21 protein-coding genes and 2 tRNA genes are annotated in these 24861 nt (G+C 69.1%); 11 read left to right on the forward strand and 12 right to left on the reverse strand.

All coding sequences use genetic code 11. From position 1 onward, the window contains the following. Positions 1 to 13: 13 nt before the first annotated feature. From ACFPMG_RS26975 to gap, 4 genes are all read right to left on the reverse strand, one after another. Positions 14 to 766, reverse strand: a complete 753-nt coding sequence (locus ACFPMG_RS26975) for a GntR family transcriptional regulator (RefSeq protein WP_376998304.1) — start codon at positions 764 to 766, stop codon at positions 14 to 16. A gap of 136 nt (positions 767 to 902) precedes the next feature. After that, positions 903 to 1925, reverse strand: coding sequence for a 2-keto-3-deoxygluconate transporter (kdgT, locus tag ACFPMG_RS26980; RefSeq protein WP_376998305.1), 1023 nt, complete (start codon positions 1923 to 1925; stop codon positions 903 to 905). Between the two features lie 195 nt (positions 1926 to 2120). Then, positions 2121 to 2492: a hypothetical protein gene (locus ACFPMG_RS26985; protein ID WP_376998306.1), complete on the reverse strand. Its 372-nt coding sequence runs from the start codon at positions 2490 to 2492 to the stop codon at positions 2121 to 2123. A 202-nt stretch (positions 2493 to 2694) separates the two neighbouring features. Further along, complete coding sequence (gene gap / locus ACFPMG_RS26990; RefSeq protein WP_376998307.1) at positions 2695 to 3702, reverse strand: type I glyceraldehyde-3-phosphate dehydrogenase; 1008 nt, start codon at positions 3700 to 3702, stop codon at positions 2695 to 2697. A 312-nt stretch (positions 3703 to 4014) separates the two neighbouring features. Here gap and ACFPMG_RS26995 point away from each other — a divergent pair, with 312 nt between their 5' ends. From ACFPMG_RS26995 to ACFPMG_RS27010, 4 genes are all read left to right on the forward strand, one after another. Then, a complete protein-coding gene (locus ACFPMG_RS26995; RefSeq protein WP_376998308.1) occupies positions 4015 to 6360 on the forward strand; it encodes a mechanosensitive ion channel domain-containing protein in 2346 nt (781 codons plus the stop codon). Positions 6361 to 6497: 137 nt separating this feature from the next. After that, a tRNA-Leu gene (locus tag ACFPMG_RS27000) sits at positions 6498 to 6584 on the forward strand. Between the two features lie 30 nt (positions 6585 to 6614). Continuing rightward, a tRNA-Ala gene (locus ACFPMG_RS27005) sits at positions 6615 to 6690 on the forward strand. A gap of 300 nt (positions 6691 to 6990) precedes the next feature. Continuing rightward, positions 6991 to 8157 (forward strand): PQQ-dependent sugar dehydrogenase, encoded by a 1167-nt coding sequence (locus tag ACFPMG_RS27010; RefSeq protein ID WP_376998309.1) that lies wholly within the window; start codon positions 6991 to 6993, stop codon positions 8155 to 8157. A 24-nt stretch (positions 8158 to 8181) separates the two neighbouring features. Here the strand turns inward: ACFPMG_RS27010 and ACFPMG_RS27015 are convergent, their stop codons facing one another. Then, positions 8182 to 8403, reverse strand: coding sequence for a hypothetical protein (locus ACFPMG_RS27015; protein WP_376998310.1), 222 nt, complete (start codon positions 8401 to 8403; stop codon positions 8182 to 8184). Positions 8404 to 8552: 149 nt separating this feature from the next. On the opposite strand from ACFPMG_RS27015, the gene ACFPMG_RS27020 reads away from it, so the two are divergent. Then, positions 8553 to 9392: a TrmH family RNA methyltransferase gene (locus tag ACFPMG_RS27020; protein WP_376998311.1), complete on the forward strand. Its 840-nt coding sequence runs from the start codon at positions 8553 to 8555 to the stop codon at positions 9390 to 9392. Here ACFPMG_RS27020 and ACFPMG_RS27025 read toward each other — a convergent pair. Further along, complete coding sequence (locus ACFPMG_RS27025; protein WP_376998312.1) at positions 9378 to 10313, reverse strand: LysR substrate-binding domain-containing protein; 936 nt, start codon at positions 10311 to 10313, stop codon at positions 9378 to 9380. The genes ACFPMG_RS27020 and ACFPMG_RS27025 overlap by 15 nt on opposite strands. Before the next feature lie 133 nt (positions 10314 to 10446). Here ACFPMG_RS27025 and ACFPMG_RS27030 point away from each other — a divergent pair, with 133 nt between their 5' ends. Beyond that, a complete protein-coding gene (locus ACFPMG_RS27030; protein WP_376998313.1) occupies positions 10447 to 11931 on the forward strand; it encodes a catalase in 1485 nt (494 codons plus the stop codon). A gap of 70 nt (positions 11932 to 12001) precedes the next feature. Here the strand turns inward: ACFPMG_RS27030 and ACFPMG_RS27035 are convergent, their stop codons facing one another. Then, positions 12002 to 12415: a winged helix-turn-helix transcriptional regulator gene (locus ACFPMG_RS27035; protein ID WP_376998314.1), complete on the reverse strand. Its 414-nt coding sequence runs from the start codon at positions 12413 to 12415 to the stop codon at positions 12002 to 12004. A gap of 115 nt (positions 12416 to 12530) precedes the next feature. On the opposite strand from ACFPMG_RS27035, the gene ACFPMG_RS27040 reads away from it, so the two are divergent. Then, a complete protein-coding gene (locus ACFPMG_RS27040; protein WP_376998315.1) occupies positions 12531 to 13379 on the forward strand; it encodes an SDR family oxidoreductase in 849 nt (282 codons plus the stop codon). 82 nt (positions 13380 to 13461) lie between these two features. On the opposite strand, the gene ACFPMG_RS27045 is transcribed toward ACFPMG_RS27040, so the two are convergent. From ACFPMG_RS27045 to ACFPMG_RS27055, 3 genes are read right to left on the reverse strand one after another with little or no spacing between them, the layout of a single operon-like run. Continuing rightward, the gene (locus ACFPMG_RS27045) at positions 13462 to 16539 is read right to left on the reverse strand and encodes a MexW/MexI family multidrug efflux RND transporter permease subunit (protein ID WP_376998316.1); all 3078 of its coding nucleotides are present in this window, start codon (positions 16537 to 16539) and stop codon (positions 13462 to 13464) included. A 10-nt stretch (positions 16540 to 16549) separates the two neighbouring features. Beyond that, complete coding sequence (locus ACFPMG_RS27050) at positions 16550 to 17746, reverse strand: efflux RND transporter periplasmic adaptor subunit (RefSeq protein WP_376998317.1); 1197 nt, start codon at positions 17744 to 17746, stop codon at positions 16550 to 16552. Continuing rightward, complete coding sequence (locus tag ACFPMG_RS27055) at positions 17736 to 18452, reverse strand: TetR/AcrR family transcriptional regulator (protein WP_376998318.1); 717 nt, start codon at positions 18450 to 18452, stop codon at positions 17736 to 17738. The genes ACFPMG_RS27050 and ACFPMG_RS27055 overlap by 11 nt, the downstream gene beginning before the upstream one ends. Before the next feature lie 217 nt (positions 18453 to 18669). Between ACFPMG_RS27055 and ACFPMG_RS27060 the strand changes: the two genes are divergently transcribed. The 4 genes from ACFPMG_RS27060 (at position 18670) to ACFPMG_RS27075 (ending at position 23240) form a co-directional block, all read left to right on the forward strand. Further along, entirely contained in the window at positions 18670 to 19056 is a 387-nt protein-coding gene (locus tag ACFPMG_RS27060; protein WP_376998319.1) for a hypothetical protein, read from the forward strand. A 74-nt stretch (positions 19057 to 19130) separates the two neighbouring features. Continuing rightward, positions 19131 to 20642: a multicopper oxidase family protein gene (locus tag ACFPMG_RS27065; RefSeq protein WP_376998320.1), complete on the forward strand. Its 1512-nt coding sequence runs from the start codon at positions 19131 to 19133 to the stop codon at positions 20640 to 20642. Positions 20643 to 20866: 224 nt separating this feature from the next. After that, positions 20867 to 21907, forward strand: a complete 1041-nt coding sequence (locus ACFPMG_RS27070; RefSeq protein ID WP_376998321.1) for a polysaccharide pyruvyl transferase family protein — start codon at positions 20867 to 20869, stop codon at positions 21905 to 21907. A gap of 73 nt (positions 21908 to 21980) precedes the next feature. Continuing rightward, positions 21981 to 23240: a hypothetical protein gene (locus ACFPMG_RS27075; RefSeq protein ID WP_376998322.1), complete on the forward strand. Its 1260-nt coding sequence runs from the start codon at positions 21981 to 21983 to the stop codon at positions 23238 to 23240. Here ACFPMG_RS27075 and ACFPMG_RS27080 read toward each other — a convergent pair. Then, entirely contained in the window at positions 23203 to 24009 is an 807-nt protein-coding gene (locus ACFPMG_RS27080; protein WP_376998323.1) for an ABC transporter permease, read from the reverse strand. The two genes, ACFPMG_RS27075 and ACFPMG_RS27080, sit on opposite strands and share 38 nt — an antisense overlap. A gap of 3 nt (positions 24010 to 24012) precedes the next feature. Beyond that, positions 24013 to 24777, reverse strand: a complete 765-nt coding sequence (modA, locus tag ACFPMG_RS27085) for a molybdate ABC transporter substrate-binding protein (RefSeq protein WP_376998324.1) — start codon at positions 24775 to 24777, stop codon at positions 24013 to 24015. Positions 24778 to 24861 lie beyond the last annotated feature (84 nt).

The raw sequence follows: 24861 nt of genomic DNA on the forward strand, positions 1-24861 counted from the left end.
ATCAGGGGCCAAATCAGGGACCAGTGAAGAAGAACGGGTTCGCCCCCTGGGCCTGGGGGATCGAGGTCAGCAGGCCGTCCAGGTGAACGGCCATGCGGTCGGCGGCCAGCGCCGGGTCGGCGTCGGCGATGGCGTCCACGATCGCCGCGTGCTCGGCCAGCACATGGGTGAGGCGCCCCGGCTCCGGCAGGGTCAGGCGGCGGTAGCGGTCCACCTGCACCTTCACCTGCTGCGCCATGCTCCACAGGCCGGGATAGCCGGCGATCTCCGCGATCAGGGCGTGGAACCGTTCGTCGGCCTCGTGGAAGGCGTTGAGGTCGCCGTCCTCCACCGTCTCCTGCTGGAGCAGCAGATTGGCCCGCAGGCCGGCGATCTGGCTGCCGGTGGCGCGCTGCGCCGCGTAGCGGACGGCGGTGCCCTCCAGCGAGGTGCGGATGACGATGGCCTCCGGCAGGGCGTTCACCGGGATGCGGGCGACGAAGGTGCCGACCTGCGGGAAGATCTCGATCAGCCCCTCGTCGGCCAGCCGTTGCAGCGCCTCGCGCACCGGGGTGCGGCTGACGCCGAAGGCTTCGGCGATGTGCTTCTCGACGATGGGTTCGCCCGGATTGCGGCGCATCTCCACGATCTCCGCGCGCAGCGACCGGTGGATCGCCGCCATGGTGGAGGCGCCCCGCGCCGGCCCGCGGGCGGGCTTCACCGCGCTCCGCTGGGTGGCGGGACGGTCGCTGCTGGCGTCGGGCGTCGGGGTGGTCGGCATGTCCATGGCTGCACCTGTGTCGCCGGCTCGGCCGGTCCTATGGAGCATATTAGTATATCAGTGTCGCGGTGCAAGCCGGAAATCACGGGGTCCGCAATCTCCGGCTTTTGCCTGGGATGAAGCGGCGCTCAGTCGGTCGCCGTCACTCGGCGGGGGCGGGCTGGGCCGGCAGGGCGTCCGTTTGGGTGGCCTTCTGGGCGGCCAGATAGCGCGGGGAGAGGACGCCGAACCGGCGGGCCCACCAGGCGGTCAGGATCGGCGTGAGCAGCGAGGTGACGACGACGCTGGTGGCGACCAGGGCGGTGGCGGCCGGGGCGCTCGGCGCGAAGCTCGGCTCGATGGAGGCGATGATCGGCGGGACCGTCACGGCGGCACCGGCGGTGGAGGCGGCGCCTATGCCGGCGGTGCCGTTGCCCTTGGCGAGCAGGATGTCGGCGACGACCAGCGTGAAGCCGGTGATGGCGATGACCGAGAGGCCGAGGACGATGCCGAGCAAACCGGTGTTCAGGATGACCGCGAAGTTCAGGTTGTTGCCGAGCGCGAAGGCGAAGAAGGGCACCATCACCGGCACGGCCTGACCGAAGAACTTGCGGAACTCCTGGTCCAGGTTGCCGAGCGCGAAGCCGACCAGGAAGGGCAGCAGGGCGCCGACCATGGTCTGCCAGGGGAAGGCGGCCAGACCGGCCAGACCCAGCGTCGCCATCGTCATGAAGGGGCCGGATTCCAGGCACATCAGGCAGAAGGCGCCGGATTCCTCCTTGGTGCCGTACTGCTGCATCAGCGCCATGTACATGCCGCCGTTGGTGTCGTTCATGGCGGCGATGATCGCCAGCACCGACAGGCCGGTGAAGAAGCCCGAACTGACGCCCTCGTGCGGGATGAACCAGGAGGCGATGATGCCCATGGTGGCGGCGGTGAGGATCTTCACGGTGACGAGCACGCCGCTCTTGCGCAGGACCAGCGGGGTGGCCTTCAGGCTGATGCTGGCGCCGATGCAGAAGAACCAGACGGACAGAATCGGCAGGGTGCCGGTGATCAGGCCGTTGGTGAAGGACCCGAAGAACTTGCCCGTGTTCGGCGCGAAGGTGTTCAGGCAGGCGCCGAGGAACAGGGGAAGGATCATCATCCCGCCGGGGATGCGGTCGATCCGGGATTTGATGTTCATAGTCGGTACTCCTGGGGCGGTCCGACTGGGCCGTCGATGGAATGGCCGCGGTAGCGGCTGCCGGTTGCGGCGAATGGAGGGGGAGCATGCCGCGCATCCCCTGCGGGGGCGGTGCTGGTCCGGTGGCCGTCGGGCCTGACCAAGGATCGCGCCGTCGATGGGGTGAATACTAGTATATTAGCGCTGCGAGGCAAGTCAGGAGAACTGCGTATCCCGTCGGATGACACTCTGTCGCAGGTCGTGGGATGACGGCTCGGCGCGGCCGTTCCCGTGCGCCGGAAGCGCCGCTGCCGTGTCGGAAAGTGCAAGCGTGGCAACGGCTTGCAGCGCCTCGTGGACGCGGTGGTAGGCGGCTTCGATGCGCAGGATGGACTGTTCGCCACCGTCCAGCCGGGCGGTTTCCCGGAAGAGGGCGAGGGCGGTGCGGCCGAAATCCTCGAAGTGCGCGTGCAGGCCGTGGTCGTCCAGGGCGAAGACCGGCGTGGTCAGGAAGGCCCGCCGCAGGGCGTCGGCGTCGCGCTCCAGGGCGGCGATGCGCGCGGTCGGCGGGTCGGAGGTCCGGGACATGCCAGGGCTCCTTCAGAGGGTGTTTTCAAAAAAGCGGGGTTTGAAAACTGGTATTTTAGTTTCTGAGGGGACGAGAGCCGCCTTGCCCCCACCCTATCCCTCCCCCGCTTCGCAGGGGAGGGGACTGCCGCCGCTTCGCGATACACTCCCTCCCCTGCGTGAGCGGGGGAGGGCCGGGGTGGGGGCAAAAGCGGCTCCGCCCTTACTTGGCGTTGGCCATGGCGACGGCGGTGTCGCTCATGCGGTTGGAGAAGCCCCACTCGTTGTCGTACCAGGTCATGATGCGGACGAAGTTGCCGTCGATGACCTTGGTCTCGTTCAGCGCGAAGATCGAGCTGTGCGGGTCGTGGTTGAAGTCGGTGGAGACCAGATCCTCGGTGTAGGCGCCCAGGATGCCCTTGAGCGGGCCGTTGGCGGCCTCGGCGATCGCCTTGGTGATCTCCTCCACCGAGGTGGCGCGCTTGGCGGTGAACTTGAAGTCGACCACCGAGACGTTGGGCGTCGGCACGCGCATGGCGGTGCCGTCCAGCTTGCCCTTCAGCTCGGGCAGCACCTTGCCCACCGCCTTGGCGGCGCCGGTCGAGGTCGGGATCATGTTCAGCGCCGCGGCGCGGGCGCGGTGCAGGTCCTTGTGGTTGGTGTCGACGATGCGCTGATCCCCCGTGTAGGAGTGGATCGTCGTCATGAAGCCCTTCTCGATGCCGATCAGGTTGTTCAGCACGAAGGCCACCGGGGCCAGGCAGTTCGTCGTGCACGAGGCGTTCGAGACGATGCGGTGATCGGCCTTGAGCTGGTCGTGGTTGACGCCGTAGACCACCGTGATGTCCTCGTCGGTGGCCGGGGCGGAGATCAGCACCTTCTCGGCACCCGCCTCCAGATGCTTGGCGGCGTCGGCGCGCTTGGTGAAGATGCCCGAGCATTCCATGGCGATCTGGATGCCCAGATCCTTCCACGGCAGCTTGGCCGGGTCACGCTCCTGCACGACCTTGATCGAGTGGCCGTTGACGATCAAGGCGCCGTCCTTGACCTCCACGGTGCCGGGGAAGCGGCCGTGGACGCTGTCGTACTTCAGCAGGTGGGCGTTGGCCTTGAGGTCGGCCAGGTCGTTGATCGCCACGACCTCCACGTCGTTGCGGCCGCTCTCGTAGATGGCCCGCAGAACCAGACGGCCGATGCGGCCAAAACCGTTGATCGCTACCTTCACGGACATGCTGTTCTCCGCTGGTGTTCGCGGCCCTCGATGGGATCAGGGGCGGCGCCGGCCAGGGCCGGTTGGAAAGGGGGCGCCGGATCGGGCGGCCCGCCGCGGCAAGGCGCGGGCGCTTCCGGTGTTCGCCGAGATATATACTAGTATATTAGATGAGAGCGCAAGAGCGGGCGGCCGGTCGGGCGGTGCGCCGGACAAAATGTCGCGGTTGCTGCGTTGCAAGACAAACCGCGCCCGGCGCTGTTGGCCTGGGTTGGACCCGTGAACCGGACCGCTCCAAAGGTCTTTCCCGACAACCGGAACCGCCAGAGGACGATGACTTCCGACGACCGTGCCCCACGGCTTTCCGCCGCCCGCTTCCGCGCCTTGCGCGGCCTTCTCGCCCTTCTTCTCCTGCTGACCGCCGCGCTTGGGGGCATTGCGACCCCGGCGTCGGCGCAGATCCCGACGCCCACCCCGCCGGCCCAGGCCGAGGCGGCCCCCAACCCGGAGGAGATCGCCCGCCTGCGCCAGACGCTGGAGGACCCGGAGCGCCGCGCCGCCCTGCTCGGCCAACTTCGCGCCCTGGAGCAGGCGGAGGCCGCCACAGTTCCGGCGGAACCGGAGGGGATCGGCACCCGCCTGCTCACGCTGCTGTCGAACCGGCTCGACGGGCTGGGGCAGGAGGCCGCGCTGGCCGGTGACGCCCTGCTGAACGCGCCGCAGGGGCTGCATTGGCTGGAGCGGCAGGTTTCCGACCCGGCGCAGCGCGCCGCCTGGGGCTGGCTGGTCGCCGAGCTGGTGCTGGTGGTGGTCGTCGGGCAGGGCGCCCGGCTGATCGCCATCCGCACGCTGCGGCGCCCGCGCGCCATGCTGGCGGCGCGGCCTATCCCTTCGACCCTCGCCAAGGTGCCGCTGCTGCTGGTGCGCTCGCTGTTCGATCTGGCGCCCATCGTGGCCTTCGCCGCCGCCGGCTTCGGCGTGCTGGCGCTGTTCGACCCGCCGCCGGTGGTGCGGGTGCTGGGCGTCACCTTCCTCAACGCCAGCATCTTCGTGCAGATCGTGCTTCTGGTGGTCCGGGCGCTGCTGGCCCCGGCCTCACCCAACCTGCGGCTGATCCCGATGAGCGACGGCTCGGCCCTGCGGCTGCTGCGCTGGTGCCGGACCATCGCCATCACCACGCTCTACGGCCTGTTCCTGGCCGAGGCGGCGCGGCGGCTCGGCCTGCCGGCGCAGAGCCACAGCGCGCTGGTCACGCTGGTCGGTCTGGTCGTCGCCGTCATGCTGGCGGTGCTGGTGCTGCAGAGCCGGGAGGCGGTGGCGGCACGCCTGCGCGGCGGGATCGCGGCGGCGCAGCCGCTGTCCGACGTGGTGTCGCCGGTTCCGCCCGGACGGCGGGCCGCCGGAGCGGGGCGGATGCTGCGCGCCGCCGGCCGCCGCGTGGCCGACGTCTGGCACGCCATCGCCATCCTCTACATCATCGTGCTGTTCGGCATCTGGGCGCTGGAGATCAGCGGCGGGCTGCTGTTCGTGGTCCAGGCGACGGCGGTGACTCTGGTCGTCGCCGGCATCGCGCGGCTGATCGGGCGGGGGATCACCCGCGCCGCCGCGGCGATCCTGGAGCGCATGGACCGCCGGCGCGGGCATTCGGCCTGGGCGGCGGGGCGGCTGCGCCGCTATGTCGCCCCGATGGCGCGGCTGCTGCACGCTGCGGTGGCCGTGCTGGGCGGGCTGCTGGTGCTGAGCGCCTGGGGGCTGGACGTCTGGGGCTGGCTGCAGACGGCCATTGGCCTGCGCATCGTGGCGTCGGGCCTGTCGCTCCTGCTGGTCGGCGCCATCGCGCTCGCCGTGTGGGAGGTGACCAACGGGCTGATCGAGCGCCATTTGGCGACGACGGACCGCAACGGGCGGGCCATCCAGCGCAGCGCGCGCGTGCGCACCCTGCTGCCGCTGCTGCGCAGCGCCCTGCTGGTGGTGCTGCTGACGCTGGTCACGCTGATCACCCTGTCGGAGCTGGGGCTGAACATCGGGCCGCTGCTGGCCGGTGCCGGCGTGGTCGGCCTCGCCGTCGGCTTCGGTGCGCAGACGCTGGTCAAGGACGTCATCACCGGCCTGTTCATCCTGTTCGAGGACACCATCTCGGTCGGCGATGTCGTCAATGTCGGCGGCAAGGGCGGTCTGGTGGAGGGGATGAACATCCGCACGATCCGCCTGCGCGACTTCGACGGGACGGTCCACACCATCCCCTTCAGCGCGGTCACCAGCGTGTCGAACATGACGAAGGACTTCAGCTACTACGTGTTCGACGTGGCGATCCCCTATCACGAGAACGCCGACCGCGTGGTTTCCGTGCTGCACGGCATCGGCGACGAGCTGCGCAAGGACCCGCGCTTCGCGCCGCTGATCCTGGAGCCGCTGGAGGTGCTGGGCGTCGATTCCTTCCAGGAGTCCGCGGCGGTCATCAAGGCGCGGATCAAGACGCTGCCCATCCAGCAGTGGAACGTCGGGCGGGAGTTCAACGGCCGCATGAAGGCGCGCTTCATCGAGCTGGGAATCGACTTCCCGCTGCCGCAGCGCACGCTGCACATCGCCCGCGGCGCGGCCGAGGTGTTGGCCGGGATGGGCGGCGAGGCGGGGGCGGCCAACGCCGGCCGGATGCGCCACGCCGGGGCGGCGGAGTAGGGGGCTCGGTGCTCCCTTCCGCGGTCTTGCAAAAAAGTGACGGAGTCGTGTCGATTTCGCTTGAGCCCCGCTATCGGCACGGCTATATCAGCGCTCCCGCGTCACCCCAAGAGATGCGGGGTGCAAGAGTAGACGACGCGCTTGTGGCGGAATTGGTAGACGCGCTAGGTTCAGGTCCTAGTGGCTGAAAGGCCGTGGGGGTTCGAGTCCCTCCAAGCGCACCAACACCTCTTGTGTTGGTCTGAGGTTATAGTGGGGCCATAGCTCAGCTGGGAGAGCGCTACAATGGCATTGTAGAGGTCAGGAGTTCGATCCTCCTTGGCTCCACCATCATAAAGCCGGCAACCCCGACGGGTTGCTGGCTTTTCCCATTTCTGGCCCTCCTGTTTTCAGGCCGACGCCAACGAGGCTTCAAGGGGCGCTCCGTCCTCCGTCACCGGAGCCTGGGGTGGCTGTGGTCCCGACGGGCCCGGTCATGGATCGGAGGCGTATCGGGAGAGCCGGTCAGGTTCAGGCGGGAGAGCGGATCAAAGGATCGGGGGAATGGGGGTGACATGGGGCCGGGCGTCTTGTTCGTGGCGGTGGCGCCCCCACCTACCCATCGACAGCGACGATGCGGGAGGACGAGGAATGCGCATGGGCCGAACCGCCGCCCTGATGACCGCCACCACCCTTGCGGCTTGCCTGAGCGTCACCGACGCGAGCGCCGTGGACAAGGTGTTCAAAACCGAAAAGGCGATGGTGTCGGTGAAGACCGTCGCCAGCGGCCTCAGCCATCCCTGGGGACTTGCCTTCCTGCCCGACGGGCGGATGCTGGTGACCGAGAAGGACGGCCGGCTGCGCATCGTGGCGCCGGATGGCTCGGTGTCCGCCCCGGTGAAGGGTGTGCCGAAGGTCGACGACCGCGGGCAGGGTGGCCTGCTCGATGTGGCGCTGGACCCGGATTTCGCGCAGAACCGCTTCGTCTATCTCAGCTTCTCCGAGCCCGGATCGGAGGACGGCACCAATTCCACCGCCGTGGCGCGCGGCGCGCTGAACGCCGACGGTACCGCCCTGACCGACGTCCGGGTGATCTTCTCGCAGAAGCCCAAAGTGGAAAGCCGGATGCACTACGGGTCCCGGCTGGTCTTCGACCGGCAGGGCCATCTCTACGTGACGCTGGGCGAACGCTCGCTGGAGCGGTTCCGGACGCAGGCGCAGGATCTCGACTCGCATCTGGGCAAGGTGGTGCGGATCAACCGCGACGGCTCCGTGCCCGCCGACAACCCCTTCGTGAACCGGTCCGGCGCGCTGCCGGAAATCTGGTCCTACGGCCACCGCAACATCCAGGGCGCCGCCCTGAACCCGCAGACCGGCGCGCTGTGGATCAACGAGCACGGCCCGCGCGGCGGCGACGAGGTCAATGTGCCGGAGCCGGGGAAGAATTACGGCTGGCCGGTGGTGTCCTACGGCGTGAACTACAACGGGACGCCAATCGGGACGGGCAAGTCGAGCGCGCCCGGCATGGAGGAACCGGTGTACCAATGGACTCCGGTCATCGGCTCCTCCGGCATGGCCTTCTACACGGCGGACACGGTGCCGGGCTGGAAGGGCAGCCTGTTCAACGGCGGGCTGGCGACCAAGGAGGTCGTGCGGCTCGAACTCGACGGCAACACGGTCAAGCACGAGGAGCGCATGTTCCGCGACCTCGGCAAGCGCATCCGGCAGGTCAGCCAGGGTCCCGACGGGGCGCTCTATCTGCTGACCGACGAGAACCGGGGCGAGATCCTGCGGGTGACTCCGGCGGGCAAACCGTAAGCGCCGGTTCAGCGGCCCTCGTTTTTAGCGGCCCTCGTTGCGCCGGTGCGGTTTCTTCAGGCGCTCGGCCGCCATCAGGTCGCTGCGGCTGACGCCGATGTCCCTCAGCAATCGGTCGTCAAGGCGGTCGGGGGTGGCGGCCCGTTGCCTCCGGCGCTCCTTCAAGCTGCGGCAGGCTCCCAGCAGGGCGGCGAGTGACTTCGGCAGGGTTGCGCCCAAGGCGCGGACGGTGGACAGGGTCGGCATGGGCGGTTCCTCCGTTCGGGCGGGGACTGCCGCCCCGCGTTGCCGGTCCTGTCTAACGGGCTTTGGCCGGTGGGGAAGTGGCCCCCTTCACACCGGCCCCGCGCTTTCCGGACTTCCGATGGGACGGCAGGGGCGCTACACAGGCGCCCATGCCAGCCATCATCCCCCCTTCCATCATCCCTATCGACGACCCGAACGACCCGCGGATCGCCGCCTATCGCGACGTGAAGGAGCGCGACCTCGTGGGGCGGGAAGGGCGGTTCATCGCCGAAGGAGCGGTGGTGCTGCGGACCCTGCTGACCGCCTCGCGCCATGAGACCCTGTCGCTGCTGATCGCGGAGAAACGGATCGCCGGGCTGGTGCCGGTGCTCGACTCGCTGCCCGCAGGGGTGCCGGTCTACAGCGCCCGGCAGGAGGTGCTGGACGCCATCGCCGGCTTCCCCCTGCACCGCGGCATCCTGGGGCTGGGGCGGGCGGCGGCGATGCCGGAGCCGGACGCGCTGCTGGCCGGGCTGGGGCCGCGGGCGACCGTCCTGATGCTGTGCGGGATCGGCAACCACGACAATGTGGGCGGCATCTTCCGCAACGCGGCGGCCTTCGGGGTGGACGCGGTGCTGCTCGATTCCGGCTGCTGCGACCCGCTCTACCGCAAGGCCATCCGCGTGTCGGTCGGCGCGGCGCTGCGTGTGCCCTTCGTCCGGATTCCGGCGGGAACCGACCCGGTCGCCCTGCTGGAGCGGCAAGGCTTCGCCGTCCTCTCGCTGAGCCCGGCGGGGGCGGTGACCCTGGCGGGCCTGCACCGTCCGGAGCGGGCGGCGCTGCTGCTGGGGTCGGAGGGGCCCGGCCTGCCGGCGTCCGTCCTGGCGCGGACACGGACGGTGCGCATCCCCATGGCGCCGGATTTCGATTCCCTGAACGTCGCCACGACCAGCGGGATCGTCCTGCACCACCTCGCCTTCATGGCGGAGCCGGAGTCAGGCGTCGGCTGAGCCGTCGATCCGGCGCAGGCCGGGCGGGGTGGCGTCGCGCAAGCTCTGGGCGAGCGCGCGGAAGCCGGCGGCGCGCGGGTCGCTGGCCCGCCAGACCAAGCCGATGATGCGGCCGGGCGGGTCGCCCTGGAAGTTGCGGTAGGCGACCAAGCCACCCACCGTCGCCGCCTCCCCATTCCCCGTGGCCAGCCGCGGCATCAGCGTGTAGCCGGTGCCGCTGGCGACCATGTGGCGCAGCGTCTCCAACCCGGTGGCGTGGCGCATGCCGCGGGTGGTGGCGCCGCAGGCGGCGAGCGCCTGATCACGCAGGCAATGCCCCTCCTCCAGCAGCACCAACTCGCCGGGGTCGAGGTCGGCCAGGGCGATGGAGGGCAGGCTTTCCAGCCGGTGGCCGGTGGGATGGGCCAGCACGAAGGGTTCGAAGAACAGCGCGTCGCAGGTCAGTCCCTCCGCCTCGACGGGCAGGGCGAGCAGGACCGCGTCCAGCCGCCCCTCCCGCAATTCCTCCAGCAGGCCGTCGGTGCGGCCCTCTGACAGCACGAGTTGGACGTCGGGCAGGTGCCGGCGCATCGCGGGCAGGGCGTGGGGAAACAGGTACGGGCCAAGCGTCTGGATCGCCGCGATGGCGAGCGGACCGTGCAAGACCCCCGCTGTCCCGCGGGCGAGCGCCAGCAGGCGGCGCGCCTCCTCCAGGACGACGCGGGCCTGGCGGATCACCACCTCTCCCTGCGGGGTGGGCAGCACGCGGCGGCTCGTCCGCTCAAACAGGGGGATGCCGAGCAGGTCTTCAAGCTTGCGGATCTGCGCGCTCAGCGACGGCTGGCTGACCGAGCAGCGCTCCGCCGCCTTGCCGAAATGACGCTGTTCGGCCACCGCCACCACATATTCCAGATCGCGAAGGGACAGGCCGGCGAGATTCATAGGATCATGCTATCGAAGCATTTGAAACGATGTCTTGGATATATCAACGAAGCGGCGGGATAACCAGGGGGCAAAGCGGTCGCGCCGACCGACAAGACGACGGCCGATAAGAAACGCAAAAAGGAGTTGAGCCATGAGCACCCCGACCACCGCTGGCCTGACAACGGGAGCCGGCATCCCCGTCGCCGACAACCAGAATTCGTTGACCGCCGGCCCGCGCGGTCCGGTGCTGATGCAGGATTTCCACCTGATCGAGAAGCTGGCCCACTTCAACCGCGAACGCATTCCGGAGCGGGTGGTGCACGCCAAGGGGGCCGGCGCTTACGGCGTCTTCCGGGTGACCCGGGACGTGACGCCCTACACCGCGGCCAAGTTCCTGTCGGACGTCGGCAAGGAGACGGAGGTGTTCCTGCGCTTCTCCACCGTCGGCGGCGAGAAGGGCTCCGCCGATGCCGAGCGCGACCCGCGTGGTTTCGCCGTCAAGTTCTACACCGAGGACGGCAATTACGATCTGGTCGGCAACAACACGCCGGTCTTCTTCATCCGCGACCCGCTGAAGTTCCCGGACTTCATCCACACGCAGAAGCGCAACCCGGCGACCAACCTGAAGGACCCGACCGCGGTGTGGGACTTCTTCTCGCTGTCGCCGGAGACGATGCACCAGCTGACGATCCTGTTCAGCGACCGCGGCACGCCGCGCGGCTACCGCCACATGGACGGCTTCTCCAGCCACACCTTCTCATGGATCAACGCGGCGGGTGAGCGCTTCTGGGTCAAGGTCCACTTCAAGACCCGCCAGGGCATCCAGAACTTCACGGCGGATCAGGCCGTGCGCATGGCCGGCGTCGATCCCGACCACGCCACCCGCGACCTTTTCGCCGCCATCCGCGACGGTGATTTCCCGGCCTGGACCGTCTCGGTGCAGATCATGCCGGAGGTGGAGGCCGACACCTGCCGCATCAACCCGTTCGACGTGACCAAGGTGTGGCCGCACGCCGATTACCCGCTGGTCGAGGTCGGCGAGCTGGTGCTGAACCGCAACCCGGAGAACTTCTTCGCCGAGGTCGAGCAGGCCGCCTTCAGCCCGGCCAACGTCGTGCCCGGCATTTCCTTCAGCCCGGACAAGATGCTGCAGGGCCGGCTGTTCGCCTACGCCGACGCGCACCGCTACCGGCTGGGCGCCAACCATCAGGCGCTGCCCGTCAACCGCCCGCACGCCGCGGAGGTCCGCAACCACCAGCGCGACGGCGCCATGCGCTTCGACGGCAACGGCGGCGGTAGCCCGAACTACGAGCCGAACAGCTTCGGCGGGCCCGTGCAGAACCGCGCGGTGGCCGAACCGCCGCTGCGCATCTCCGGCGATGCCGCCCGCTACGACCACCGCGAGGGCAACGACGACTACGCCCAGGCCGGCGCTCTGTTCCGCCTGATCGGGGCGGAGGCGCAGGAGCGGCTGATGGACACCATCGCCAACTCGCTGGGGGAGGCGCCGGGTTTCATCCAGCGGCGCCAGTTGAGGCACTTCTTCGCGGCGGACCCCGCCTATGGCGCGGGCATCGCGAAGCGGCTGGGGGTGACGGCAGCCGCGGCGACCGAAGAGGCGGCCGTGGCCGGCTGAGCCCAACTCCTGAACATGCGGCACCGCCGGACGCACCCCCTCGCGTCCGGCGGCTTTTTTGTGGGACGGGTCAGTCCACGGCGGCGTTCTGGCGGTCTGCCCAGCCTTCGGCGATCCGCGGCAGGTTGAATTCGATCCAGTCGGCGAGGAGGCGCACCTTCTCCGCGGCTTCCCGCCCCAGCGGCGTCAGGCTGTAGTCGACATGGGGCGGCACCACATCATGGGCGGTGCGTTTGACCAGCCCGTCGCCCTCCAGCCATTGCAGCGTCTGGGCCAGCATCCGCTCGCTGACCCCGCCGATGGTGCGGCGGAGTTCGCTGAAGCGCAGCGTTCCGCTTTCCAGGGCGATCAGAACCAGGACGCCCCAGCGGCTGGTGACGTGCTTCAGCACCTCCCGCGAGGGGCAGGCCGCGGCCATCAGATCGCCGCGCTGCATGCGCTCCGACAGCGGCAGCGGAATGTAGTCATCGTCCGGTTCCGGCATCGCCGTTCTCCCGCAGGAAAAATCTTCATACTTACATTTATGTACGTACTTACGAAAAGTAAGCAAGTGGCTTAGGTAGGTGGTCACCACCCAACCGCAAACGGGACACCCGACCATGACCATCGCCGTCACCGGTGCCACCGGCCAGCTTGGCCGCCTCATCATCGCCCGCCTGAAGGAGACGGTTCCGGCCTCCGGCATTGTCGCTCTGGTGCGCTCCCCCGCCAAGGCCGCCGACCTGGGGGTCGAGGCCCGCGAAGCCGATTACGGCAACCCCGACGCGCTCTCCCGCGCGCTGGCCGGAGTCGACACGCTGCTGCTGATCTCGTCGAACGAAATCGGGCAGCGGGCGGCGCAGCACCGCAACGTCGTCAACGCCGCGAAGGCAGCGGGCGTCGGCCGGATCGTCTACACCAGCCTGCTCCACGCCGACCGCTCGCCGTTGAGCCTCGCCGAGGAGCACCGGGTGACGGAGGCGGACATCCAGGCGTCGGGCATCCCCTTCACGATCCTGCGCAACGGCTGGTACACGGAGAACCACACCGGTTCGGTCGGCGCGGCGCTGGCCGGGGGCGCCTTCATCGGCAGCGCTGGCGACGGGAAAATTTCCTCGGCCACGCGCGCCGATTACGCCGACGCGGCGGTGGCGGTGCTGACCGGCACCGGCCATGAGGGCAAGATCTACGAACTGGCCGGCGACGAGGCCGTGACGCTGGCCGAGCTGGCCGCGGAAATCTCCCGCCAGTCCGGCAAGGACATCCCCTACCGGAACCTGCCGGAAGCGGACTACGCCGCCATCCTCGCCGGCTTCGGCCTTCCCGAGGCCTTCGCGAAGGGCATCGCCTCCTGGGACGCCGACGCGTCGAAGGGCGCGCTGTTCGACGATGGACACCAGCTTTCGGCGCTGATCGGGCGCCCGACCACGCCGCTGTCCGCCGCCGTGGCCGCCGCCTTGCCCCGATAAGGCGGGCCGGCAAAGAAAAAGACCCCCTCGCCCGTGCAAGGCGAGGGGGTCTTTTTTTGAAGAGGCTACGGTATGACGACGCTTACTGCGAGGCCGCCGCGATCTCCCGCGCGCGGCGGGAGACCGACGCCGCGTAGTGGTCCTTGGCCAGCACGGTATAGACCGCCGGCAGGACGAACAGCGTGAACAGCGTGCCGATCAGCATGCCCGACACGATCACCAGACCGATGGAGAAGCGGCTGGCCGCACCGGCGCCGGCGGCGGTCAGCAGGGGCAGGAGGCCCACCACCATCGCCGCCGTGGTCATCAGGATCGGGCGCAGACGGACGCGGGCCGCGTGCTCGATGGCGGTGCGGCGGTCCACCCGCTCGTTGATCTGCATCTCGCGGGCGAACTCCACCATCAGGATGCCGTGCTTGCTGATCAGGCCGATCAGCGTCACCAGACCCACCTGCGTGTAGATGTTCATGGTGGACAGGCCGAAGAACAGCGGCAGCAGTGCTCCGCAGATCGACATCGGCACCGAGATCAGGATCACCAGCGGGTCGCGCAGCGATTCGAACTGCGCGGCCAGCACCAGATAGATGACCACCAGCGCGAAGACGAAGGTGACCATGAGCTGGCTGCCCTCGGTCACGTACTGGCGCGACTCCGACAGGTAGGAATGGCCGAAGCCGGCGGGCAGGACCTCGCGGGCCTGCCGCTCCAGGAACTCCACGGCCTGGCCCATCGTCACGCCCGGCATCGGCACCGCGGAGAAGGTCGCGGAGGGAAGCTGGTTGTATTTGGTCAGGGCGTTCGGCTCCGTCGCCATCTCGATCGAGACGACGGTGGACAGGGGGATCTGCGCGCCGTTGCCCGCCGTGACGTAGTAGCGGGTCAGCGTCTCCGGCGTCAGGCGCTTGTCGCGCGGCACCTGCGGGATGACCTCGTAGGAGCGGCCGTTCAGGTTGAAGCGGTTGACGTAGTTGCCGCCGACCAGGACCGCCAGCGTGTCGCCGATCGACTGCATGGACAGGCCGAGGTCCGCCGCCTTCGACCGGTCGACGTGCAGCCGGATGACCGGGCTGTTGAATTGCAGGTCGCTGTCGGTGACGATGAACATGCCGCTTTCCATGGCGGCGGTCTTGATGCGCTCCATGGCGTTGAAGATGGTCTGGTAGTCGCCGGGGCTGTTGATGACCATCTGCACCGGCAGGCCGCCGGTGGAGCCGGGCAGGGCGGGCGGCGACACCAGGAACACCTGCGTGCCGGACACCTTGCCGAGATCGGCCTGGACCAGCGGCTGAAGCTCCTTGGCGCTGCGGGTGCGCTCGTCCCATGGCTTCAGGATCATGCCGGCGAAGCCCTGGGTCAGGGTCGGCATGCCGTTCAGCACGAAGCGGGTGTCGGTCTCCGGATAGTGGGTGAACACCTCGTCCATCTCGCGGCCGTAGGCGTCCATGTAGTCGAGGTTGGCGTACTGCGGCCCCTTGGTGATGCCGAACAGAATGCCCTGGTCCTCCTCCGGCGCCAGCTCCGACATGGTGTTGGCGAAGAGGAAGCCGACGCTGAGCAGAATGCCGAAGCCGAACAGCAGGGTCGCCGCCCGGTAGTCCAGCGCGCCGCCCAGACGCCGCCCGTACCAGCCGGACAGCTTCTCGAAAGTGCGGTCGACGAAGCGGGCGAAGCGGCCCTCGTTCATGTCGCGGGTCAGCAGGAGGGAGCACATCATCGGCGACAGCGTCAGCGCCACCACGCCGGAAATGATGACCGACCCCGCCAGCGTGAAGGCGAACTCACGGAACAGCGCGCCGGTCAGCCCGCCGAGGAAGCCGATGGGGGCGTAGACCGCGGCCAGCGTGATGGTCATGGAGATGATCGGCCCGATGATTTCCCGCGCGCCGATCAGCGCGGATTCGACGGGTGATTTTCCCTCCTCCAGGTGGCGGTGGACGTTCTCCACCACCACGATGGCGTCGTCCACCACGAGGCCGATGGCCAGCACCATGGCGAGCAGCGTCAGCAGGTTCAGGCTGAAGCCCATCGCCAGCATGATCGTCGCCGCACCCACGATGGACAGCGGGATCGTCACGATGGGAATCAGCACCGACCGGAAGGAGCCCAGGAACAGGAAGATCACCACGATGACGATGCCGACCGCCTCCAGCAGCGTCTTCTGCACCTCGTCGATGGAGGCCTGGATGAAGCGGGTGGAGTCGTAGACGATCTCCATCTTCAGCGACGGCGGCAGGTTGCGCTCCAGCTCCGGCACCAGCTTGCGGATATCCTCCACGATGGTCAGCGGGTTGCCGGTCGGCGTGGAGTTGATGCCGATGAAGATCGCCTGCTGGCCGTTCATCGACACGCTGGCGTCGGAGCTTTGCGCGCCCAGATCGATCTCGGCGATGTCCTTCATGCGGACCAGCGCGCCGTCCTTGGACTTCACCACCATCTGCCGGAACTGCTCGACGTCGGTCAGGCCGGTGTTGGTGGTGATGTTGGAGACGACGAAGACACCCTTCGCCTGCCCGGGGGCGGACTGGTAGTTGTTGGCCTGGATCGCCGCCCGCACGTCGGCGGCGGCGATGTTGCGCGCGGCCATCCGGTCGGGGTCGAGCCAGACGCGCATGGCGAAGGTCTGGCCGCCCAGGATCTGCGCCTCGGCGACGCCGGAGACGGTGGACAGCAGAGGCTGCACGACGCGCGTCAGATAGTCGGAGATGGCCGCCCCGGACAGCTCCGGGCTGGCGAAGCCCATGTAGAGGATGGAGGTCGTCTCGCCCGTGGACTTCAGGATCACGGGGTCGTTGGCCTCGCGCGGAAGCTGGTATTTGACCTGCTGCACCTTCGACATCACGTCGGTCATCGCGACGTTGGGGTTGAAGTTCAGCCGGATGTAGGCGGTGACGAGGCTCACCCCCTGGGTCGAGGAGGAGGTGATGTAGTCGATGCCTTCCGCGGTCGCCACCGCCTGCTCGATGGGCGTCGTGATGAAGCCCTGCATCAGGTCGGGGGAGGCGCCGGGGTAGGAGGTGGTGATGGTGATGACGGTGTTCTGCAACTCCGGATACTGCCGGATCGGCAGATCCGTCAGCGAGCGGACGCCGACCAGCAGGATCAGCAGGCTGACCACCAGAGCCAGGACCGGCCGCCGGATGAAGATGTCGGTGAATGACATGGCCGGGTCCTCAATTGCGCGGAACGGTCTGCGGCGGCACCAGCGCGCTCGCTTCCGTCGGCACCACGGCGGCGCCGTTGTTCAGCTTGAGCTGGCCGGAGGACACCACCCGGTCGCCGGGCTTCACCCCGTCGAGGATCTCCACCTTGCCGTCGAAGCGGTCGCCGGTCTTGACCGGGACGCGGTTGGCGACATGGCCGTCCTTGCCCTCGCCGTCCTTCTGGGCCGCGACGACGAAGACGCTGTCACCGTAGACCGTGTAGTCCACCGCGGTTTCCGGAACGACGATGCGGTTCGCGGCCGGCGGCTGGACGACGCGGATGTTGGCGAACATGCCGGGCAGCAGCTTGCGCTCCGGGTTCTGCAGCGTGGCGCGCACCTTGATGGCGCGGGTGTCCGGGCTGACCTGCGGCTCGATGGTCGAGATCACCGCGTCGAAGTTGGCGCCGGGGGCGGCGTCGGCGGAGATCAGCACCGGCTGGCCGACGCGGATCTGGCTCAGCGCCTGCTCGGGCAGGGTGAAGTCGACGAACAGGTTGGCGAGGTCGGTCAGCGTGACGACGGGGCCGCCGGCGCTGACATACTCGCCGACATTCACCTGCCGGATGCCCAACTCGCCGTCGAAGGGGGCGCGGATCAGCTTCTGGGCGATCAGCGCCTCGGTCTTCTTGATGTTGGCGTTGGCCTCGTCGAGCTGGGCTTGGTTCTGGTCCACGGTGACCTGCGGGCCGGCCTGGTTGCGCAGCAGGTTGCGGGCGCGCTGCAGGTTGTTCTCGGCCAGCTTCGCCTGAGCGCGGTAGGCCAGGAGGTCGGCCTGATCCGGAGCGTCGTTGAGCTGCACCAGCGGCGCGCCGGCCTTCACGCGGGCGCCCGATTCGAAGAAGATCTGGGTCACGCGCCCGACCACCTCCGGCGCCACGGTGACCTGCCGGCTGGCGGTCAGGGTGCCGATGGCGGTGGTGTATTTGGGAACGGACTGCGCCGTCGCCTCGGCGACCGAGACGGGGGTCGGCGGCGGCTTGTTGCCGGCGAAGAAATCGGCAATGGCCTTGTTCCGGAAGTTGTTGAAGGCGTACAGGCCGCCGAACAGCACGGCCAGGATGACGGCCATGATGATGATGCGGAACGCCAGCCGCCCGCGGGTGACCGGACGGCGTGCGGTGGTCCGCTCTGGCGCGCGAGCGGAATGGTCGATGTCACTCGTCACGATCAGCCTCTCTCGAACAGGTCGGTTCTGGTTCTGTTGATTGGGTGCAATGCAATAAAGGCGTGTAAAGGGCGACCACCGCCTCCCGCAGGCCAAGGCCGCGCAGGATGAAGGCGACCGCGTCGCGGATGGTGCGCCGCGGCTCGGCCAGGGAAGGGACGAGCGGCGTCGGCGGCAGGTGGATGGTGGCCAGGGTGGAGCCCAGCATCTCGGCCAGCCAGAAGGCGTTCTCCGTCACCGGAGCCGAGGGGATGAGGTCTCCGGCGTCGCGGGCGGCGTGCAGCGAGGCCACGAAGGGCGGCGCGATGTGCTCCGACATCCAGCGGCGCACCATGTGGGCGAATTCTCCGTCCTCCAGCAGGCTCATGAAGTAGAGCCGGTAGCGGGGGAGCATGGTGTCGCGGTCGCTGGGCAGTTCGCTGACATAGCAGCTCACCATCGCCTGGACATAGGCGGCGAGCGTCTCCGTGCTCGGCGGCATCGCCAGCAGCTTCGCCAGATCCTCGTCCCCGTCCACGCAGGAGCGGAAGATTGCTTCGTAAAGGGCGGCCTTGCTGGGGAAATGCTTGAAGATCAGCGCTTCCGACACGCCGGCGGCCTGCGCGATCTCCTTCGTCGTGGTGGCGGCGAATCCCTTGCGCGCAAACAGCGGAAGGGCCGCGTCGATGATCGCCGCGCGCCGGGCCGAGTTGTCCAGCCGTCCCATGATTAACCCTAATCCATAAGTGAGCACTAACTCACTTTGCTGAGCCGGAGATATCACGGCGCGGTCAGGCTGTCCAGAGCGGGTTCCCTACAACCAGTGGCGTCAGTGCGAATTTGCGCTTGACCTTCCCGCCGCTGGAAGGTGGAGACTGTGAGCCGTGATGCCGATGCAGGAACGGGAAACGGTGATGGCGCGGGGTGGGTGCACCCTTGGTGGGATGATGTCGATCAGGCTGCTGCTGATGGGGCTGCTGATGCTGGCCGCGCTGGTGCTGTTCGCTCCGTCCCCCGCGCAGGCGCATGTCCATTCCGGCGCCCATGGTCAGGCGCACGATCAGACCCAATCCGCATCCGCGACTCCAATCCCGGTCGCGGGCGTCTGGATGGGCGATGCCGACCACGCGCCCCCGACGGACGACGCCTGCGCGGGCAGGAACGGGCTGTCCTGTGGCGGCACCTGCCCAATGATGCTGTCGGGCATCGCCACCGCGACGGCCTTTCCGACGCCGCCGCTCCGCGTGTCCGCGCGCTTCCGGCCCGCCGGCCTGTTGCCGGAGGGAATCGGCCCGCCGCCGGCCCTCAGACCACCGCGCTTGGCCGTTTGACCGGACTCCATGCCCGAGGTGCGCCTTTACCGCGCGCTCCGGGCCGGCATTTCGCAAAAACGGACCATCGCATCATGACGATTCTTCAGACCCGCCGCCGTTTCCTGGCGTCGGCGGCTTCGGCCGCCGCGCTGGGCGGCCTGTCCACCCTCCTTCCCGCGGCCGTGCGCCCCGCATGGGCCGCAGCACCCCTCCGCCTCGCCGTCGAGCGGCGCGTGCTGGAGGTGATGGGCAAACCCGCCTCCGTCTTCGGCATCCGCCAGCCGGACGGCACCTCCGGCCTGTTCCTCGATCCGGGGCAGCGTTTCCTGGTCGATCTGGCGAACCGGGCCGGGGAGGACGCCGTCATCCACTGGCACGGCATGACCCCGCCCTACGCCCAGGACGGTGTCGCCGACGCGAACCGCCCGCTGATCCGCGACGGCGCCAGCCAGGGTTACGATTTCGAGCCGCGGCCGGGCACGCACTGGATGCACTCACACCATGGCCTTCAGGAGCAGCGGCTGATGGCGGCCCCCCTGATCGTCCGCACCGTCGAAGACCGGCGCGAGGACGCGCAGGAGGTCACCGTGCTGCTGCACGATTTCACCTTCAAGGATCCCGCCGAGGTCCTCGCCGGGCTGACCGGCGGGACCATGAATCATGGTGGCATGGATCACGGTGGCGGGCATGGAAGCGGCCACGGAGGCCATGGCAGCGGGCATGGCGGCGCCATGCCGATGATGGACCACTCGAATATGAAAGGGATGGGTGGCATGACCATGGCCGCCATGGACCTCAACGACGTGGAGTATGACGCTTATCTCGCCAACGACCGCACGCTCGACGACCCGGAGGTGGTGCGGGTGGAGCGCGGCGGGCGGGTCCGGCTGCGGCTGATCAACGGGGCGACCTCCACGGCCTTCCACATCGACCTCGGAGCCCTCGACGGGACGGTGGTCGCGGCGGACGGCAACCCGGTGCAGCCGGTGAGCGGGCGGCGCTTCGGTATGGTCATGGGCCAGCGGCTGGACATCCTCCTCCAGCTTCCCGCCGGGGGCGGCGCCTTCCCCATCCTGGCGCAGCGGGAGGGGGAGCGTCAGCGCACCGGCATCATCCTGGCCACCCCCGGCGCCACGGTGGGCAAGACCGCCGGCCTTGCGGATGGCGCCGCCGGCCCGGTGGACCTGTCGCTGGAGCGGCGGCTGACGGCGCTCGCCCCCCTGGCGCCGCGCCCCACGGATGCCGCCTTCACCATTCGGCTGACCGGTGGCATGGCCCCCTATGTCTGGACCATCGACGACCGCGCCTTCGGTGAGCATCGGCCGCTGACCGTACGCAAAGGGCAGCGGGTGACCGTCACCATGGTCAACGAAAGCCCGATGGCCCACCCGATGCACCTGCATGGCCAGCATTTCCAGGTGACCGCGCTCGACGGGACGGCGCTGGCCGGGGCGGTGCGCGATACGGTGCTGGTGCCGATGAACGGTTCCGCCACCATCGCCTTCGACGCCGACAATCCTGGGCGCTGGCCGCTGCACTGTCACAACCTGCTGCACATGGCGACGGGCATGATGACCGAATTGGTGTGCGAACAAACCATATGAACACGAATATTCCGGCGCGGCACGACCGCGCCGGAACGGTTACCGCAAAAGCCCCCTGCCGGTTCGGACGGATGAAACCGGCAAATCCAGGCGCATTCCTTTGGGAGCGAACTTTCACGCATCACTCCCATTCACATTGGACCGGGACGTGTCACTTCTCTTCCATCTCCGGGGGCGGCAACCAATGTTCCGGGACCAATCTTCTGCGGGGGCGGCCATTGGCCATGGATACGTGGTGTTATGACGGCGGCGCCGGGGGGCGCGCGGCCGCCGGGTCTGGTGGTGGGTCTGCCGGCGGTGCCGCCGCCGGTGCGGCGGACCTGTGGCTGGACCCGGACCTTGCGGCCCTGGAGGCGCTGTCGCTGCGGGTGCGGGACTTGGTTCTGCCGCATCTGGGCAGCGGACCGGCCGTCTATGCGGACATTCCGGTCCATCTGAACGTCGGGGACCTGCTGATCAACCAGGCGGCGGAGGCCCTGTTCGCCGACGGCGGGGTGGAGATCCGTGATCGGGTGACGCTGGGCAACGCCCGGCGCCTGCTGCGCCGCCAACGCGACGGGCAGGCGGCGATCCTGCTGCACGGCGGCGGCAATTTCGGCGACCTCTACCCCCATCACGAGACGTTCCGGCAGAAGGTGCTGGAGAGCTTTCCGTCCAGCCGCATCGTGCTGCTGCCGCAGACCGTCTACTACCGCGACCGCGACCGGCTGCGCCACGACATGAAGCGCTGGGCGGCCCACCGCGATCTGGTCTTCATGGCGCGCGACGCGCCGTCGCTCGATCTGGTGCGGCCCTTTCTGGGGGAACGGGCGATCCAGGTGCCGGACCTCGCCCATTACCTGACGCGCTATCCGACGCGGCTGACGCCGGTGCGCCCGGCCCACGACACGACCCTGCTCGTCATGGCCCGGCGCGACCAGGAATGCGCGGGCCGCCATTGGCTGCGCCAGGACTCGCCGGTCTTCGACTGGGAGGATCTGTGCGGGCCGGAGGATTTCGCCGGCTTCGCGCTGGCCGCCCGGTTGATCCGGCTGGACGACACGGTGCCGCTGCCCGCCGACCCGCTGCGCGGCTGGTATCCCATCCGCGACCGGCTGGTCCGCAAGGCCGTCGCCCATTTCGGCGCGGCCAACGCCGTGGTCACCAACCGCCTGCACGGGATGCTGCTGGCCCTGATGATGGGGCTGCCGGTGCAGGTGCGCGACAACTCCTACGGCAAGCTGACCAACTACATCGACAGCTGGCTCGCCGATTGGAAACGGTAAGGACCCCGGGAACGTTTGCGCCCCGCATCCGTCTGTCATCCCGGAACACGGGCTGAAGAGGGCGTCGGCGGGTATGGCGGGAAAGGGGCTGCACATCGGAGTCGAGGAGACGGCGAGCGGCGGTCTGGTCCGCCGCACCGTCCTGCTGTCCGAGGACGGCGCCCGCCGCCGGCACCGCGTGGTCTACGAGTTCGAGGACCCGGCCGGGACCGCGGCGGACCGGCCGATGGACGGGACGGTGATGGCCGTCCTGTTCCATGCCATGCAGCGGGGCCTTCCCGTCCATGTCCACGGGCCGCTGACCCGCATGGCGCTGCACAACATCGACACGCTCCAGGGGATGTGGCGGCGCTGGCGTCCCGACCGCTACCGCACGGTCGAGATCATCCCGGAGACGGTCGTCGACCGCACCGCGCCCAAGCCGGGGCGCCGGGCCATCGCCGCTTATTCCAGCGGGCTGGACAGCACCTTCACCATCCTGCGCCACCGGCTTCTCCTGCCGCCGGAGCGGCGCCACACCGTCGGCGCGCTGCTGATGGTGCACGGTTTCGACGTGGAGCTGGACCGGCCCGAGGATTTCGAGCGGCTGGTCGAGCGGACCCGGCCCTTCCGCGAGCTGGTCGGGCTGGATCTGCGCGTGGTGCGGACCAACAGCAAGGAACTGCATCTCCAGAACTGGCAGGATTCCCACGCGGCGGAACTGGCGGCCTGTCTGCATCTCTATGGGGCGGAATTCGAGTTCGGGCTGATCGGCAGCACCAAGCCGTATGACGCGCTGGTCATCCCCTACGGCACCACGCCGATCGCCGACCATCTGCTGTCCGGCGACGGCTTCTCCATCGTCCACGACGGGGCCGCCTATTCCCGAACGGAGAAGGCCGCGGCGGTCGCCGCCCATCCGGAGGCGGTGCGCTCCCTGCGCGTCTGCTGGGAGGGGGCGGAGCAGTTCCGGAACTGCGGCGTGTGCGAGAAATGCGTGCGCACCCGGATGAACTTCGCCGCCGCCGGGGTGGCCGCCCCGGAGTGCTTCGATGGGCCGCTGGACCCCGCGCGCATCGCCGGCATTCCCGTGCGCAACGAGCCGCAGGCGGCGGAACTCCGCTCCATCCTCGACTACGCCCGCCAGCACGCGGTGGAGGGGGAGTGGCTGGAGCGGCTGAAGGAGCGGGTGCGCGCCATCCAACCGGATATTGATCGTTCCGAACCCCGTCCTGTCCGGGCGATGAAGGGCGCCGCCGCGTCGCTGCGGCAGGCGGCGGTGGGACTGCTCGACGCCATGGAGCTGAAGCAGCCGCTCAAGCGGGTCCGCAACCGGCTGCGGACCCGCGGCTGAACCGGTCGTTTCGCCGCGCGCCGAGCAGCCGCATCGCCACCAGCATCAGCAGCGCCGCCGCAAGAAGCAGGAGGGCGCAGGCCACGGCGATGCCGGTCTCCCCCGTCGCGATGTTGAGGAAGACGGCCATGGGCAGCGTCTCGGTCTTCAGGCGGGTGGCTCCGGCGACCATCAGCGTGGCGCCGAACTCGCCGAGCGCCCGCGCCCAGGCCAGCACGGCGCCCGCCGCGATGCCCCTGGCGGCCAGCGGCAGCTCCACCCGCCAGAACACGGTCCAGGGGGAGGCGCCCAGCGACTGCGCCGCGACGGCGTAGCCACAGTCGACGGATCGGAAGGCGGCTGTGGCGGTGCGCACCACCACCGCGGTGGACACGAAGGCCAACGCCACCACCACGCCCGCGGGGGAGAACAGCAGCTCCATCCCCAGCGCGGGAGCCGGCCCGTTGCGGCCGAGCAGGAACAGCAGCCCCAGCCCGGCGACCAGCGGCGGCATGACCAGCGGCACGTCGAGCAGCGTGTCGAGCAGGACCTTCCCCGGAAAGCGCCGCCGCGCCATCAGGTAGGCCGCCGGCAGGCCAAGGGCCAGCGCGATCCCCAGCGCCGCGACCGAGGTCAGCGCCGACAGCCGCAGCGCGAACAGGGTCTCCGCCGCGGTCAGGGCGGCCCAGAGATCGTCCGGGGGCAGGCGGGCCAGAAGGGCGCCCAGCACGCCCGCGATCGTCAGCGCGACAATGGCGAGCGGCAGGACCAGCAGGGCGGCGAAGCCCATCCGTCACATCTTCGGGGCGGGCGGGAAGCCGAAGCGCTGGAAGGTGGCAAGGCCGGCGTCCGAGGCCAGGAAGTCGGCGAAGCGCTTGGCGGCGTCCGGCGCGGCGCTGGTCTTCAGCACGGCGACGGGGGCGTATTCGGCCTCGTACCACACCGGCGGGATGGCGAGGACCGACAGCTTGCCGGGATTCTGCGCGGCCTCCGACGCGCCGATGATGGCGGCGTCCACGTTGCCGTCCAGCACATAGAGGGCGAGCTGCTTCACGGTCGCGGCGCGGACGGTGACGTTGCGGCGGATCGCCTCGCCCTGGCCGGACTTGTCCAGGATGTCCTCCGCCGTGCGGCCCAGCGCCATCGCCTGCGGGTCGCCCAGCCCGACGCGGACGCCCGGCTTGGCGAGGTCGGCGAAACCGCGGATCGCCTCGGCCTTGCCCGGCGCCACGGCCAGCACCGGGCCGTGCACCACCAGCACCTTGAGGTCGGCGACGGCGTCCAGTTCCTTCAGCTTGTCGGTGTAGAAGGTCGTGCCGGGGATGAACAGGTCGCCGGTTCTCGTCTCGGCGAAGCGGGCGAGAAGCTGGCCCGACCCGCCATACTCGGCCGTCACGGCGATCCCGGTCTCCTTGCGGAACTCCTCGATCAGCGCGTCCACCGGCGGGCGGAGACCGGCGCCGACATAGGCGTGGAGATCCTGGGCCGCCGCGGCGGTCTGGGCGGCGGTCTGGAGGGCCAGCAGCCCGAAGGCGAGGGCGAGGGCTTTCAAACGCATGGACACGGTTCCTTCGGTTCGTTGCGGAATGGTGACTCGCCCGACGCTGTATCGGTTCGGATACTGCGCTGGATGGACGCTGTC

Origin of the sequence: Azospirillum himalayense, assembly GCF_042657465.1 — a bacterium.
Taxonomy (GTDB): Bacteria; Pseudomonadota; Alphaproteobacteria; order Azospirillales; family Azospirillaceae; genus Azospirillum; species Azospirillum himalayense.

Coding starts and splice junctions, on each gene's coding strand:
- ACFPMG_RS27045 (WP_376998316.1), bottom strand. CDS start 16,539: ATGTCATTCACCGACATCTTCATCCGGCGGCCGGTCCTGGCTCTGGTG.
- ACFPMG_RS27070 (WP_376998321.1), top strand. CDS start 20,867: ATGGATACGTGGTGTTATGACGGCGGCGCCGGGGGGCGCGCGGCCGCC.
- ACFPMG_RS27060 (WP_376998319.1), top strand. CDS start 18,670: ATGATGTCGATCAGGCTGCTGCTGATGGGGCTGCTGATGCTGGCCGCG.
- ACFPMG_RS27030 (WP_376998313.1), top strand. CDS start 10,447: ATGAGCACCCCGACCACCGCTGGCCTGACAACGGGAGCCGGCATCCCC.
- ACFPMG_RS27020 (WP_376998311.1), top strand. CDS start 8,553: ATGCCAGCCATCATCCCCCCTTCCATCATCCCTATCGACGACCCGAAC.
- kdgT (WP_376998305.1), bottom strand. CDS start 1,925: ATGAACATCAAATCCCGGATCGACCGCATCCCCGGCGGGATGATGATC.
- ACFPMG_RS26975 (WP_376998304.1), bottom strand. CDS start 766: ATGGACATGCCGACCACCCCGACGCCCGACGCCAGCAGCGACCGTCCC.
- ACFPMG_RS27055 (WP_376998318.1), bottom strand. CDS start 18,452: ATGGGACGGCTGGACAACTCGGCCCGGCGCGCGGCGATCATCGACGCG.
- ACFPMG_RS27010 (WP_376998309.1), top strand. CDS start 6,991: ATGCGCATGGGCCGAACCGCCGCCCTGATGACCGCCACCACCCTTGCG.
- ACFPMG_RS27065 (WP_376998320.1), top strand. CDS start 19,131: ATGACGATTCTTCAGACCCGCCGCCGTTTCCTGGCGTCGGCGGCTTCG.
- ACFPMG_RS27080 (WP_376998323.1), bottom strand. CDS start 24,009: ATGGGCTTCGCCGCCCTGCTGGTCCTGCCGCTCGCCATTGTCGCGCTG.
- ACFPMG_RS27035 (WP_376998314.1), bottom strand. CDS start 12,415: ATGCCGGAACCGGACGATGACTACATTCCGCTGCCGCTGTCGGAGCGC.
- gap (WP_376998307.1), bottom strand. CDS start 3,702: ATGTCCGTGAAGGTAGCGATCAACGGTTTTGGCCGCATCGGCCGTCTG.
- ACFPMG_RS27025 (WP_376998312.1), bottom strand. CDS start 10,313: ATGAATCTCGCCGGCCTGTCCCTTCGCGATCTGGAATATGTGGTGGCG.
- modA (WP_376998324.1), bottom strand. CDS start 24,777: ATGCGTTTGAAAGCCCTCGCCCTCGCCTTCGGGCTGCTGGCCCTCCAG.
- ACFPMG_RS27015 (WP_376998310.1), bottom strand. CDS start 8,403: ATGCCGACCCTGTCCACCGTCCGCGCCTTGGGCGCAACCCTGCCGAAG.
- ACFPMG_RS26995 (WP_376998308.1), top strand. CDS start 4,015: ATGACTTCCGACGACCGTGCCCCACGGCTTTCCGCCGCCCGCTTCCGC.
- ACFPMG_RS27075 (WP_376998322.1), top strand. CDS start 21,981: ATGGCGGGAAAGGGGCTGCACATCGGAGTCGAGGAGACGGCGAGCGGC.
- ACFPMG_RS27040 (WP_376998315.1), top strand. CDS start 12,531: ATGACCATCGCCGTCACCGGTGCCACCGGCCAGCTTGGCCGCCTCATC.
- ACFPMG_RS26985 (WP_376998306.1), bottom strand. CDS start 2,492: ATGTCCCGGACCTCCGACCCGCCGACCGCGCGCATCGCCGCCCTGGAG.